Source organism: Candidatus Arsenophonus phytopathogenicus (genome assembly GCF_056113345.1).
The window spans coordinates 344,649-359,733 of the sequence record NZ_JBUIOB010000019.1; the positions used below are offsets into that span (position 1 = coordinate 344,649).

At 37.3% G+C, this 15,085-nt stretch carries 9 protein-coding genes and 5 pseudogenes; 8 read left to right on the forward strand and 6 right to left on the reverse strand.

The window, feature by feature from the left end:
• Positions 1-18: 18 nt before the first annotated feature.
• The 3 genes and pseudogenes from AC01GB_RS16485 to pspA all read right to left on the reverse strand — a co-directional run bounded on the left by AC01GB_RS16485 (position 19) and on the right by pspA (position 1,308).
• Positions 19-309, reverse strand: coding sequence for a PspC domain-containing protein (locus tag AC01GB_RS16485; RefSeq protein WP_474452723.1), 291 nt, complete (start codon positions 307-309; stop codon positions 19-21).
• Between the two features lie 72 nt (positions 310-381).
• Positions 382-609 (reverse strand): annotated as a pseudogene (gene pspB / locus AC01GB_RS16490) (envelope stress response membrane protein PspB).
• 40 nt (positions 610-649) lie between these two features.
• Positions 650-1,308: pseudogene (pspA, locus tag AC01GB_RS16495) on the reverse strand (phage shock protein PspA).
• A 205-nt stretch (positions 1,309-1,513) separates the two neighbouring features.
• Here pspA and pspF point away from each other — a divergent pair.
• The 7 genes and pseudogenes from pspF (at position 1,514) to fabI (ending at position 9,011) form a co-directional block, all read left to right on the forward strand.
• A pseudogene (gene pspF, locus AC01GB_RS16500) lies at positions 1,514-2,468 on the forward strand (phage shock protein operon transcriptional activator).
• 267 nt (positions 2,469-2,735) lie between these two features.
• Positions 2,736-4,406 carry an ABC transporter substrate-binding protein SapA gene (gene sapA, locus AC01GB_RS16505; protein ID WP_474452724.1) on the forward strand — a complete coding sequence of 557 codons (1,671 nt, stop codon included), beginning with the start codon at positions 2,736-2,738 and terminating at the stop codon, positions 4,404-4,406.
• A complete protein-coding gene (gene sapB / locus AC01GB_RS16510; RefSeq protein WP_474452725.1) occupies positions 4,403-5,368 on the forward strand; it encodes a putrescine export ABC transporter permease SapB in 966 nt (321 codons plus the stop codon). The genes sapA and sapB overlap by 4 nt, the downstream gene beginning before the upstream one ends.
• On the forward strand, positions 5,355-6,245 hold the full coding sequence (gene sapC, locus AC01GB_RS16515; protein ID WP_474452726.1) for a putrescine export ABC transporter permease SapC: 891 nt from the start codon (positions 5,355-5,357) through the stop codon (positions 6,243-6,245). Before sapB ends, sapC begins: the two co-directional genes overlap by 14 nt.
• Positions 6,245-7,240 (forward strand): annotated as a pseudogene (gene sapD / locus AC01GB_RS16520) (putrescine export ABC transporter ATP-binding protein SapD). The gene sapC and the pseudogene sapD overlap by 1 nt, the downstream one beginning before the upstream one ends.
• Complete coding sequence (gene sapF / locus AC01GB_RS16525) at positions 7,237-8,046, forward strand: putrescine export ABC transporter ATP-binding protein SapF (protein ID WP_474452727.1); 810 nt, start codon at positions 7,237-7,239, stop codon at positions 8,044-8,046. The pseudogene sapD and the gene sapF overlap by 4 nt, the downstream one beginning before the upstream one ends.
• Positions 8,047-8,219: 173 nt before the next feature.
• Positions 8,220-9,011, forward strand: coding sequence for an enoyl-ACP reductase FabI (gene fabI, locus AC01GB_RS16530; RefSeq protein WP_474452728.1), 792 nt, complete (start codon positions 8,220-8,222; stop codon positions 9,009-9,011).
• Between the two features lie 79 nt (positions 9,012-9,090).
• Here fabI and AC01GB_RS16535 read toward each other — a convergent pair whose 3' ends face one another.
• Positions 9,091-9,705: a hypothetical protein gene (locus tag AC01GB_RS16535; RefSeq protein WP_474452729.1), complete on the reverse strand. Its 615-nt coding sequence runs from the start codon at positions 9,703-9,705 to the stop codon at positions 9,091-9,093.
• A gap of 246 nt (positions 9,706-9,951) precedes the next feature.
• On the opposite strand from AC01GB_RS16535, the gene AC01GB_RS16540 reads away from it, so the two are divergent.
• On the forward strand, positions 9,952-11,853 hold the full coding sequence (locus AC01GB_RS16540) for an acyltransferase family protein (RefSeq protein ID WP_474452730.1): 1,902 nt from the start codon (positions 9,952-9,954) through the stop codon (positions 11,851-11,853).
• Between the two features lie 50 nt (positions 11,854-11,903).
• On the opposite strand, the pseudogene AC01GB_RS16545 reads toward AC01GB_RS16540, so the two are convergent.
• Positions 11,904-13,857 (reverse strand): annotated as a pseudogene (locus tag AC01GB_RS16545) (phage head-binding domain-containing protein).
• A 274-nt stretch (positions 13,858-14,131) separates the two neighbouring features.
• The gene (gene pdxY / locus AC01GB_RS16550; RefSeq protein ID WP_474452731.1) at positions 14,132-14,995 is read right to left on the reverse strand and encodes a pyridoxal kinase PdxY; all 864 of its coding nucleotides are present in this window, start codon (positions 14,993-14,995) and stop codon (positions 14,132-14,134) included.
• Positions 14,996-15,085: the final 90 nt, after the last annotated feature.

The following is a 15,085-nucleotide window of genomic DNA, read 5'->3' on the forward strand; positions in this document are numbered from 1 at the left end:
TCTACCGTAATTTGATAGTTAGTTACAATTTATTGATGCGACTATCAATACTGAAACTATCAAAAGTGATATAGCGTTCCATTTGGCGCAGTTTTTTTCACCCGCTTTCAATTGCTGATCGATTTCATTCATTAACTTAGTCACTTTAACACTAATATCAGTTTCATCCTGATAACCTGCCGGGGCCGGTTCGATAAAAAACCACATTAACAGATAAATAACGATAGTAATGGCAAAAAATCCCAAGAATAATGCCACAACCGCCAGTGCCCGTACTAAATTAACCGGTAAATCAAAGTAATGCGCCAACCCGGCACAAACGCCCCCAATCATATCGTTGATCAGTACGTCGATAAAGTTTTCGCGCGCCCATTTTTGCCATTATATTTTCCTCCAATTTGGATGCTTTGCATCCAGAATATCTTCCAGCGCTTTAATACGTTGCTGCATGCGTTGTGCTCGCTCGGATAACTGCGTTGGTCGCTGGATCTCATTCTACGTTAATTGACTATGGCTATTTCCTTTTTTACCATAGTGGCACCATAACCAAATAGGCAGAATAAAGATAACAAAGATCAATAAAACTAACCCAATAAATATAGAGCCCATCACATTTCCTTATTCATCATTAATTTTGGCTACCAATAGATTACTCTTGTTTGTTCAGTTTAGCTTTCAACTCAGCCAATTGCTCACTGATTTCATCATCAGCTTTTAATTCAGCAAACTGTTAGTCTAAGAATTTTTGTTTACCTAAATGATAACTTTGCGCTTCACTTTCCATATGATCGATCCGCTGTTCAAACTGTGCTAATGCTTCATCCAATTTACCACTATCTAATTGACGACGCACATCACGACTGGATTGCGCGGCTTGATGCCTTAATACCATAGTTTGCTGCTTTGCCCGTGTTTCAGTCAGTTTTTGCTCTAATTCAGCAATCTCGTCTTTCATACGTAGTAATGCTTCATTTACCATAATTAACTCACTTTTCAGTGTATCAATATAATGGTAGCCACTTTTTGCTTTTCAATTAATGCCGCGCAAGCTAAATCCTCTTTATCTTTAACTAGCGCCAGTTCTGCTTTTTCTTGCCATTGTATAACTTGTTTTTCACCGCTAGCAATACGGCGCTCTAATCCTTTCTGCTCAGCTAAAGTGCGTGCCGAGATTGAACGAGACTCAACTAACATATCTTCCATTTCTTGGATCATTAAACGGATCATTTTTTGTGGATCTTCTGCTTTATCAAGTAAAGAAGCAACATTTGCATTAATAATATCTGCGAAACGTGTGAAAATACCCATCGATAAATCCCTTAATGAATATTGAATGATTGATTTTTCATTAAATTTTTTTAACCTTAATCATTGGTAAGCAAAATTCATACTAACTTTACAAAAAAAATATAACAACATGAAATAATTAAATTTTTATTTTATTATCTTTTGTTCGAATTTTCGTTATAATTTGCAGATTAATTAAAATGACCAATAAATGGCTAAAATGACCATGCAACTCTCTACAGATAATATTCTTGGCACTGCAGATAATTTCTTAGAAATACTGGAGCAAACTTCTGCACTTGCCAAACTGAGTAAACCGGTTTTAGTTACAGGTGAGCTAGGAACAGGCAAGGAGCTGATTGATAGCCGTCTTCATTACCTTTCACCAGATTGGCAAGAACCATTTGTTTCACTTAATTGCAGTGCACTGAATGAAAATTTATTAGATTCCGAATTATTTGGTCATGAAGCAGGCGCATTTACTGGAGCACAAAAAAGACATTTAGGCCGATTTGAACGGGCAGATCGAGGCACACTTTTCCTTGACGAGTTGGCAACCGCCCCCATGATTGTACAAGAAACATTATTACGGGTGATCGAATATGCCCAACTAGAGCGTATCGGTGGTAGTCAAAGCCTTAAAGTCGATGTTAAGCTTATTTGCGCAACCAACGCTAGTCTACCCCAATTAACTAGAAAAGGCTTGTTTCGTACCGATCTACTTGACCGTCTGGCCTTTGATGTCATCCACATTCCGCCCTTACGTGAGCGATTAGCCGATATTATGTTACTGGCTGAACATTTCGCAATTAATATGTGCCGTAAGCTCAATCTCTCTTTTTCCCCTGGGTTTACTGTTAAAGCACAAAAAAGCCTGTCAGCTTATCCCTGGCCGGGTAATGTACGTGAATTAAAGAATGTTATTGAGCGTTCCGTCTATCGTCATTGCGATAGAGCTGAACAATTAGATTTGATTGTCTAATGAGTCAATGATGTCGGTGGTAACAACAGAAAACGATGAGCTACCTCAACTTCCCATTGATTTAAAACAATGGCAGCATGTTGCAGAAAAAAATTTGCTCGAACAGGCATTACAAATAAGCCAGTTTAATCAGCGCTTGTCCGCTTCACAATTAAAATTAACTTATCACCAATTAAGGGGACTACTGAAAAAAACATAACTTGCCAGAGAATCAAAATAACAAATAAGAATTAGTAATCGAGAAAGTAGCCATCCGATGCTGGCAAAAAAATTAAACCACTGGCAACAATCTAAGCAATATTGTGTCAGCAATAAATTAAAGTTACTATAATTATCAATAACGTTAGCAAAGCACTTGGTTGACAATTTTTATCAACAAATTACTGATAATTTTATCAACTCTATTTTGTTGTATAACAGGAGTTAAGCTACAATAAAGCCATTCGCACTTATAATAGGTTTTTATATGCGGTACCTAATTTTATGGATTATTTTAATAAATGTAGGGACAATAAATGCATTAGCAGATACCCTTCCATCACAAATTCGTCAAAACAGTTTTATCTATTGTGTTAATGGCATTGTCACTACATTTAATCCGCAAATTGCCAGCACCGGGCTGATTATTGATCCGCTAGCCGCTCAACTTTATGATCGATTATTAGAAGTTAATCCATTTACTTACAAATTAGATTCCGAACTTGCCTCGCACTGGAAATCATTTGATAAAGGAGCAACTTATCGATTTTATTTAAAACTTAATATTCCATTTCAAACAACAGATTGGTTCACACCGACACGAACGCTCAATGCCGATGACGTTGTGTTTAGTTTTTCCCGTATGTTTGATAAAAATCATCCTTATCACTATGTCGGGGGAGGCAATTATCCTTATTTCGATAGCCTGCAATTAGCTAACAATATCCGTAGTATTCGTAAAATTGATAATTATACTGTTGAATTTAAATTATATACCCCCGATGCATCATTTCTCTGGCATCTTGCAACTCGCTATGCACCCATACTTTCACAAGAATATGCGCAATATCTCAACAAAATTAATCATAAAGAATTTATTGATTGGCAACCTGTTGGCACTGGTCCTTTCATGTTGGTAGGCTATCAAACCAGTCAATTTATCAAGCTAAATCGGCATAATAACTACTGGAAAGGAAAACCTTTAATGCAGCAAGTGGTGATTGATCTGGGTGCTGGCGGTACAGGACGCATATCTAAATTATTAACCGGCGAATGCGATGTCTTAGCCTATCCAGCTGCTAGTCAATTAAAGGTGCTACGTGAAGATGCCCGTTTGCGGCTATCGATGCGAGCCGGCATGAATATCGCCTATCTGATTTTTAACACTAGCAAACCACCGCTTGATCAATTAAAGGTTAGACAAGCCATAGCGTATTCAATTAATAATGAAAGATTAATGCAATCTATCTATTATGGCACCGCTGAAACAGCAACTTCTGTTCTACCAAGAGCTTCATGGGCTTATGATAATCAAATTAAAGTGACAGATTATAATCCTGAAAAAGCCAAAGAAATGCTAGAAGAGCTCGGTTTGTCCGGTATTAAATTAGATATTTGGGTTCCCGTTATTTCTCAATCCTATAATCCGAGCCCGTTAAAAACTGCCGAACTTATCCAGGCAGACTTAGCAAAAGTAGGCATTAAGATGAATATTCATCCGATAGAAGGCAATTTATTAGAAAATAAGCTAAGTGATCGCAACTATGACATGATTCTTGACGGTTGGTCAACGGATAGTAATGATCCTGATAGTTTTTTCCGTCCTCTACTTAGTTGCGCTGCTAAGGAATCACATACTAATTTGAGTAAATGGTGTAATCCTTACTTTGATGAACTTTTATCTAAGGCGCTAGTAAGCCAAAGTATTTCATCTCGCATTAATTATTACCACCAAGCGCAATCATTACTGGCAAAAGAATTACCCGTATTACCGCTAGCTTATTCATTACATTTACAGGCTTATCGCTACGATATCAAAGGGCTTGTTATTAGCGCCTTTGGTAACTCCTCTTTTGCCGGGGTTTATCGTGATGGGTCGATTAAAACCCCACTACCGGCTGACTCCTATTTTAATGACGAAGAAGGAGTAGCGTGGTGATTATTTACGTATTAAGGCGGTTATTATTTTTAATTATTACTTTATTTTTACTAACGCTGGTTAGTTTTAGCTTGAACTATTTCACTGCTGATGCTCCGTTAAGTGGACTATCATTATGGGATGCCTATATTTTTTATTTAACCAGCTTATTACATTGGAATTTTGGTTTTTCTAGTATTAATGGTCAAGCCATTAGCAGTCAGCTGAATGCCACTTTTCCTGCCACTATGGAGTTGTGCTTTTTAGCGTTTATTTTAGCTTTAATAATCGGCATCCCTACCGGCATTATTGCGGGTGTCTGGCGCGATAAACCAATTGATTACATTATTAAAATTTTTACCCTAATCGGTTTTTCTATGCCAATTTTTGTGATGGCTTTATTATTTATCCTGCTTTGTTCATTGAAATTAGGCTGGTTACCGGTCTCTGGCCGAATTAATTTACTGTATGATCTTGAACCTGTGACCGGTTTTGCCCTGATCGATGTGTGGTTATCGAATTCAATCTATCGTAGCCAAATGTTTATTAATCTATTAGAGCATTTGGTTTTACCCGTTATTACATTAGCTATTGCGCCAATTTCTGAAATGATACGTTTAATGAAAAATAGTACTGAAGCTGTTATGGGTGAAAATTATATTAAAGCAGCAGCAACCAGAGGACTCTCTCGTATTACCATTATCAAACGTCATGTCTTACACAATGCGCTGCCTCCTATTATTCCAAAACTTGGTCTGCAGTTTTCTACTATGATAACACTAGCGATGATCACTGAACTTGTATTTAATTGGCCAGGCTTAGGGCGTTGGTTAGTCACAGCCATTCGACAAAATGATTACTCAGCAATTTCTGCCGGCGTAATGATTATTGGTACTTTAGTTATTTTCGTTAATGTCATATCGGATATTTTAGGCTCTATGATGAACCCTTCTAAATATAAGGATGGGTATGTCTTCAGATAATTTTTATCGTGAACAAAAGATGCCATCCCCTATCCGGGTTGTCTGGCGATTTTTCTCTAATGATATTCTGGCAATGACTGGATTTTATGGTATTGCTTTTCTCCTGGTTTTCACTTTATTTGGCAGCTACTTAGCCCCCTATACCATTAACCAACAATTTTTGGGCTACCAGCTACTACCTCCATCCTGGTCGCATTATGGTAATGTAGCATTTTTTTTGGGTACTGATGATCTTGGTCGTGATATTTTAAGTCGATTACTTATCGGTACAGCATCTACCTTTGGCTCTGCACTTGTGATCACCATTAGTACAACGCTGGTCGGATTAATATTAGGTTGTTTAGCCGGCATTACGCATGGGTTAAAATCAGCTATTTTAAATCATGTGTTAGATACTCTGTTATCAATTCCCTCACTACTCCTAGCGATTATTATTGTCGCTTTTGCCGGTTCAAGCCTTGAAAATGCGATGATAGCAATTTGGTTAGCCTTATTACCAAGAATTGTTAGAACAATTTACAGCGCTGTTGGCGATGAATTAGATACCGAATATGTTCTTGCCGCTCGACTTGACGGTGCTTCAAACTTTTATATCCTTTGGTATACCGTATTACCCAATATCACACCTATCTTGGTAACAGAAATTACTCGCACTCTTTCTATGGCCATTCTGGATATGGCTGCGTTAGGCTTTCTTGATTTAGGCGCCAGATTACCGACTGCTGAATGGGGCACTATGCTCGGTGATAGTTTAGAATTGATTTATGTAGCACCATGGACAGTTTTTCTTCCTGGTGCAGCCATTATGATCAGCGTTTTATTTGTTAACTTACTTGGTGATGGCTTACATCGCGCCATTAATGCTGGGGTGGAATAATGCCATTATTAGATATCCGTAACCTCACTATTGAATTTATGACCGCCAAAGGGCCAGTGAAAGCCGTCGATAATGTTTCTTTACAGTTAAATGAAGGCGAAATTCGTGGCTTAGCTGGTGAGTCTGGTTCAGGTAAAAGTTTGATTGCTAAGGCTATTTGTGGCGTTACTAAAGATAACTTAAAAGTGACTGCCGATCGTTTTTATTTTCTTGATATTGATCTGTTAAAGCTCACCGCACGCCAACGACGTAGAGTGATAGGCCATAATATTTCGATGATTTTTCAAGAACCCCAGTCTTGTTTAGATCCAGCTGAAAATATTGGTAAACAACTTATCCAATCAATACCACAATGGACTTTTAAAGGTCGTTGGTGGCACCGATTTAGTTGGCGTAGGCGACGCGCAATTGAATTACTCCATCGAGCCGGAATTAAAGATCACGATGATATTATGTACAGCTATCCTTATGAACTTACTGAAGGTGAATGTCAGAAAGTGATGATAGCCATTGCGCTAGCAAATCAACCACGATTACTGATTGCAGATGAACCCACCAATGCAATGGAATCGACAACTCAAGCACAAATATGTCGCCTGCTTGATAGATTAAACCAAAACAATAACATGACAATTTTACTAATTAGTCATGATATGCAAATGATGAGCAAACTCGTTGATTGAATTAGCGTACTCTATTGTGGCCAAACCGTTGAAAGTGCAACACCTGAAGAGTTAGTGGTCCGCCCACATCATCCTTATACACAAGCATTAATCCGTGCTGTACCGGACTTTGGTAGCCCACTTCCGCATAAAAGTCGACTAAATACCCTACCCGGGGCTATCCCTTCTTTAGAGCACCAGCCAATCGGTTGCCGTCTTGGCCCTCGTTGTCCCTATGCACAAAAAACGTGCATTGTCACACCGCCGCTACGCAGCATAAAAAATCGGGCCTTTGCATGTCATTTTCCTCTTAATATGGAGGAAACATCATGACAACACCGTTACTGGCAATAAAAAATCTGACTAAAATTTTTCATTATCGCACCGGGTTATTTCAAATTCAACTATTAGAAGCAGTAAAACCTTTAAGTTTTACCTTAAGAGCTGGTGAAACCTTGGCTATTATTGGTGCTAATGGATCAGGTAAATCAACCCTGGCCCGCATGTTATCCGGTGTTATTGAACCTAGTGGTGGTGAAATCTTTATTAATGGTCATCAACTTAACTTTGGCGATTATAGTTATCGCAGTCAACGCATCCGCATGATATTTCAGGATCCAAGTGCTTCTTTAACCCCCAGGCAGCGTATTGGGCAAATTCTTGAGATCCCTTTAATTCTAAATACTTCACTGTCCGTTTATGAACGGGAAGAGCGTATAGAACAGACTCTTCGCCAAGTTGGGCTATTACCTGATCACGCTGGCTATTATCCGCATATGTTAGCAGCGGGTCAAAAACAGCGAGTAGCACTGGCAAGAGCGTTGATCCTGCAACCAGAGATTATTATTGCCGATGAAGCACTGGCGTCATTAGATATGACTATGCGTTCTCAAATCATCAATTTAATGCTTGAATTACAAAAAAAACAAGGTATTTCCTATATTTATGTTACTCAACATCTAGGTATGATGAAACATATCAGCGATAAAGTGTTGGTAATGGATAATGGTGTTGTCGTCGAAAGAGGTAATACCGCCGAAGTACTTGCTTCACCTTTACATGAAGTGACCCGACGCTTAATTGCCAGCCATTTTGGTGAACTTTTATCAGCCGATGCCTGGCGGCAAGATGTTAGCTAATATAAAGGCAGCTAAAACTGCTCGGATCAGCGAGGTAATACAACATATTTTCTTCTGTCATGATAAACTCTCTGCCGTTTATCAAAAAAATAATGCATAAATACCATCTACAATAGATAATTTATGCTGTGTACATTATTGTTATTATTTAAAAATTTACAAGGATACGGCTTATGGGCTTTATGAGCGGCAAGCGCATTCTAATCACTGGTTTAGCTAGTAAACTATCTATTGCTCACGGTATTGCACAAGCAATGCACCAACAAGGGGCTGAACTGGCCTTCAGTTATCAAGGTGATAAACTGAAATCTCGCGTAGAAGAGATGGCAAACAGCTTTGGCTCTAGTATTGTTTTGCCATGTGGTGTCGCTTCCGATGAAAGTATCACTAATTTATTTACCGAGCTGGCGAAAGTATGGCCCAAATTTGATGGTTTTGTCCATTCAATTGCCTATGCACCAGCCGATCAACTTGAAGGTGATTATGTCGATGCAGTGACACGCGAGGGCTTCCGGATTGCGCACGATATTAGTTCCTATAGCTTTGTTGCGTTAGCAAAAGCTTGTAGAAGTATGTTAAATCCTCATTCTGCCCTGGTTACCCTAAGTTATTTGGGCGCTGAGCGTGCGATCCCTAACTATAATATTATGGGATTAGCAAAAGCTTCCCTTGAAGCAAATGTTCGTTATATGGCTAACGCAATGGGGCCTGAAGCTATTCGCGTTAATGGCATTTCAGCCGGTCCAATCCGCACATTAGCAGCATCGGGCATAAAAGATTTTCGTAAAATGCTATCACATTGTGAATCAGTAACCCCCATTCGCCGTACGGTAACAACGGAAGATGTTGGCAATTGTGCTGCTTTCCTTTGTTCTAATTTATCAGCGGGTGTCACTGGTGAAATTTTACACGTTGACGGTGGCTTCAGTATTGCTGCTATGAACGAACTAGAGTTAAAACCTTAGTACAATAATCAGCCCGCCAAATCTATTGATTGATAATGATACAATTTAACGGCGGGCTTGCTGTTATTAGCAAGACAAATTAATGATACCGAATAAGATAATTTGCCATCAAATCGGTAATTATCCCTATTTGATCGTTATAACTAATAAAATTTTCATGCGGTGTATCGATGAACCTAGGTAACATTGATGTCACAATACTCGATTTTGTTAAGCCTTGAATGGCCTGATCACTGTCAACCAAACGCAACGCTTCTGCCATTGAAGCAAAACAAGCTTGCAGATTATTTTGTGTTTGTTCTGAGCCGCTAGCATTAATTTTTTCCTTGATTAAACTATCAAAGTCCTCTTGCGCCAGGGCCTTGTCTAATTGTTGCAATGCTTCTGGATTACTGTTATCGATTGACAAAATATTTTTTAATTCATTCATATCTACGTTGGGGAAAAATTCACCTAAAAAGGTTTTTACCATCCATGATAAAGGAATGGGTTCAGATTGAAGTGGTTCGTTGCTAAATGCCTTAATCAATTTGCTATTATCATCTTTGTATATTCCTTTATTCGGCTCTCCTCTAAAAATACCCTCAACATTTTTGTCCGTTATAAATTGATTTAACTTGTCACAAATTCCTGCAATATTAGCATGCATTGCTTGTTCTACTGCTATACGCTCTTTAGATGACTTTAAATACAATAAACAATAAATATCAATTACTTAAAAATATATAGCTCATTTAATATACGCATTTACACGTAAAAACAAGCGATTTCACTCACTATAAATCAATTACTTACGGCTTATAGTGAGTTCTAATTTTAAAAAACCACTTGCTCGCAACCAACAACTAATAGTTAACAACTTCCTCCAACGCTGCTAATATGATGCCCCTTGAATGGGGCTGTTTGTATTCGTAAGATAAAATTTAAGATGAGATCTGCTATGACGTTTCGAAAGGATATAAACGGATTAAGGGCCATTGCAGTTTTGGCTGTGATTATTTTCCATTTCAATCCACGTTGGCTACCAGGAGGTTTTGCCGGTGTTGATGTTTTTTTTGTTATATCTGGTTTTTTGATGACATCAATCATCATGAAAGGTATAAATAATAATACATTTTTATTGATGAAATTTTACATATCGAGAGCTAGAAGAATTATTCCTGCTCTTTTGATCATGATTGTAGCCCTAACTATTTTTGGATATTTTTATTTCGCCCCAAGTCTCTATAAAGAGTTCGCCAAACACGCAGAAAGTAGTTTGTTATTTATATCAAATATAACTTACTTAAAAGAGTCTGGGTATTTTGATACCGCCTCTATTGGCAAAATACTACTGCATACATGGTCACTCTCAATCGAATGGCAATTTTACATATTATATCCGATTATTTTATTGGCAATGTCAAAATTGTTTTCCAGTTGCGTAATAAGAAAAGTAATTTTAATTACTACTTTGGTTTCTTTTTCTTTTGCTGTGTATGCAAGCTATCAATGGCCAATAGCATCTTATTTTTTAATTTTAACAAGATCATGGGAACTACTGCTTGGTGGAGTAGCATTTTTGTATCCAATAAAATTTAAAAATTTTTGGCAAAAAAACGTGTGTGGTTTTATTGGTTTATTTTTAATTTTATTATCATTTTTTATCTATTCTCCAAATACACTATGGCCTAGTTATTATTCTTTGGTACCAACACTTGGCGCTTTTTTATTGATTGTTTCTTGCAGCAATTCTCTCGTTACCAATAATTTAATTTTTCAAAAATTGGGTTTATGGTCTTATTCACTTTACTTGTATCACTGGCCAATTTTAGCTATTAGCTATAGATTTGATTTTAATATTGGATTTTTTTTATTTTTTGGTATTACCTTAATTCTTTCAATCATTTCATATTATCTGATTGAACTTAATAAGTGGAAAACTAGATATGCTTTATCCTTTGTAATGATAACGTTAATGTTTCTATTTGCTATTCAACAGATGAACGGTATTAGCAGTCGATTAGCAAAATCGAGCACGTTAAACAAAATTGACTATATGTTATCGATGAATCTGGGACACAATATTATTGGACGCAATGGCTCACTTGAGATGAATGTCAGCGAGAACATTTTAAATGACAAGCCAGGCAACAGATTACAAGCTGTATTAATCGGAGACAGTCAAGCTGCTCATTACTCTTTTGGTATATCCGAATCCGAGAATAAAATTCCTATCCTAATTAAATGGGTTTCTAGCTGTTTAAATTTACCAGATTATTTTAGCAAGCCTAGATACACATGGCAGGATAAATATTGGGCAGAACGGTGCAAAAATAACACTATAGAAAAGGAAAAGCTGAAAGGTATACCCTTAATTATTTCTCAAGATTGGTCTGGGTATGACCAAATTAACGAATATCAGTGTAAAAATGATCGGTGCAGTGATAATAACAATAAATCAAATTTTTATGAGTTATTTGATGATCAATTGACTAAGATTGTTAACATTTACAGTACATCACCTATTATTTTAATAGGCACACCACCATTTCCTAATGAAGAAATATTAAACTGTTATAAAAATCAACTATCCGATTGCCAAAATGAATATCCTGAGATATCCACTAAAATTATCAATAGGAATAATTTTTTAAAAAAAATGGCTAATAAACATGGAATATATTTCATTGATCCATCAATTTTTTTGTGTGCAAATGGTAAATGCAAAGCTTCGATCGATGGGTATTCCTTGTACTTTGATACTGGTCATTTTTCTGCATACGGATCAAGATATATATGGAATTACATAGAGAAAGAACTGATAAAAAAAGGATTATTGATACCAACTAGCATCCATTGACTAGTTATCTAGTATGCCGAACAATCCAGTCCTCCATTTCATGGAGGATATCAACAAATAGCAATATCAATATTTGTATATTGCGGCGACGCCAATACTTTAATTTTTTTTGTTGCAAACAATTGTAACGATACTGACTCGTTGCTTCCTATATATATTGTAACGCTCCTTAATGAGATAGATGCTGTTCCTTTGCTTACTTTTGTATAGGCAAGCCTAGCTATCTCGCCTGTTGTCTGTTTGGATAGCCTTAACCCAACATAAGCTTCTTCTATAGCGTCAACAGTTATCATTCCTGTCAAGGTATAATACCTGGATTTCTTCGGTGTAAACGTTGAGCCAGAAAATTCACCGTTCAAATCAAAAATTTTTGCATCAAAAGAAAAATCCAACCACTCATTTAAGTGAGGGGAAGAATCCAATTTCAAACCTAAGCTAATATAATTGCCAGCCGAATAAGTATTCTTATAAAGAGGATTAATGCTTCCAATTTCTGACACATATCCTTTATCACCTGAAAAAATATGACCCTGCTCACCAAAATCATTATTCAATATAGTGAGGTTTAATTTCTCAGATTGCCTAGCAATCTTGATACATGCATCTGATCCTTTCGACAAGACTTTATTGGCATTTATCAAAATTTTTCCTGCATTAGCGTTAGATATATAAAGAGCTTGACTTAAGGGTTTGTCCAATCTTTTATATGATTCAGGATCTATGTCATTAAGAGAAAACTCAATATTATCAAAAAATACATTTTTTGGGTTACTACCATAGGTATGGCAACGTATAGACCCTACCGAGTTTCCGATAAATTTTATATTGCGGCATCCTTCGTCGTCATCATTGCCGACTGAAACTCTTAGTTCTCGGCATCGATTGTTGGAAACAATAACATCCTGTGCTCCAGCCATCCAAATGTCATGAGAACAAATATTATTAGCTACAATAGCATTCGATTCTTCACTATCTTCGATCTGTATCCCCGCCTCAACATCCGTGATAGTATCGGCAACGCCATTTTCTCTGTTTCCTGTTATAATGATGTTTTTTGAAGAGGTGATGCCATAAGCAGACGTGTTTAACCCCAAAAATGTCTCATTATCACAGTATCTTACTCCATCGCCATTTATAACGAAGAAATGACCCGCATTAACTTTATCAGGCGCGTAGGATTTACATGATTTTATTACAATATTTTTGACGGATATACCTTCTTTGCTTATTGGTATTGCTCTTATCGCGTAAAACAAGCCTTTAAAAGTTGACCCGAACACGTTTAAATCACTTATCCCTGAATTAGATTTCACCTGTATGCCAACCACCCTTTTTGTTGCTTTTACTGAAAGGCATAAAAAATTAAAGTTATTTTCTTGAACGTTGATACATCCTTCTTCATGGTCAATATCAACATCAAATATCATTTCTGCATCACCTTCTGAATAGAAGGTACAATTTTCAGAAGTTATGTATAATTCTTTCTTTGACAAGTATTTTCCTTTCGGAAAATAAATAGCACAACCCAATGATGCCACTTTTTGCAATGCGGCAAAATCATCCGTTACACCATCACCTTTGGCGCCAAAATCCTTGACAGAGACAATATCAGTCAGCGATAGCCCAGATAGCCTGTTCGTGAAAAGGCGTTCTTTTTTAAATCTCTGGGCAAATTGGTCAGGATCATACTTTAGAATATTTGAAAAATAGAACTGTTGCGCACCATAGCTGTCATACACCACCATCGAATGACCTGCTACTGTGACAAACTTGGCAATTTGACCATTGTAGACTGGATATCCAGCTTGATTGACGATAATAGGTTGTGCAACAGGGACATGTGAACCGTCTTCATTTTCAAGATATACCTGAATCTGGTATTGTTGGATCCATATAGATTTTACCAATATAGATTTTACCATTGCTCACAGCGGCAAACTTTCTTCTCAAGGAGAAGAATTGGCTTGGCATACTCACGACAACATTAGGCATAATATCTGACATTTTTTCTCCAGATGGGATTAATCTAACCCGTTATACTGGTGTATTGTTAAAATTTTTATAAATATCGATAACGAAAAGGAAAAACAAAAATGGAAAGACAGCAAGGATCCCCTTGGCCTATGGCTGGATTGGTTAAGGGCTACTTCCCTTCTTCATCGTCCTTCATCCCAGTTAGAATAGCTATGATTCCAGCAGATTTAATAGCTTGATATTCAGCAGGTGTTAGTTCCTGTCTTAGATTTAGCTTGAAGAGCAATGTCCTGCGATAAAATGGTTAATCAAGCTTGACCGCTTTAAAGTGATAAGCTGGATTTACCATTTTATCTTGCGCAGCAACCAGTTGTAAGTCATATTTATCCATTGCTTTCGTCTTTAACACCACTTCATAAACCGCTGCCGCTACATACTCTAATGCACTAGATAACGATTTGCCGCTTAATAAATTGACCAACATTAAGCCGCTGGTAAGATCGCCAACCCCAACCGGCTGCTGTTTACCAAAATCAATAAGTGGCCGACTGATATGCCAGCAATGCGCTTTGGTCACTAATAGCATTTCAAAACAGTCGGCATGATAACCGGCGCGACTGAGATGTTTTACTAAAACCGTTTGCGGGCCTTGTTGACACAATTCTCTCGCCGCTAATAGCGCTTGTTCAACATTAGTAATCGATTTTCCAACTAATGTTTCCAGCGCTAATAGGTTAGGCGCCATTATGTCGCAGATAGGTAAAGCTTCATGACATAAAAACTCAGCCACACCCGGGGCAACAATACAGCCTTTTTCAGCATGTCCCATTACCGGATCACAGAAATAGCAAGCAGCAGGGTTACTTATTTTTATCTGTTTAACAATATCAACAATCGCTTTACCTTGTTCGGCAGAACCAATATAACCCGTCAGAACCGCATCACAATGTTTTAATTGGTGGATCTTAGCAATTTCGTTAACAATATCTGTTAAATGTTCAGGCGGCATAACACTACCTGTCCATTGTGGATATTGTGTATGATTAGAAAATTGCACCGTATTCAGGGGCCAGACATCAATTCCCATCCGTTGCATGGGAAAAACCGTGGCACTATTACCCGCATGGCCAAAAACAACATGCGACTGAATTGATAGAACACTTTTCATATATCACTCATTTTATTTTTGATAATACTCGCTTTACAAAACAAAGTCGTTACTTTCTAAACAAGCAATTAACACATTAATAATTAATCT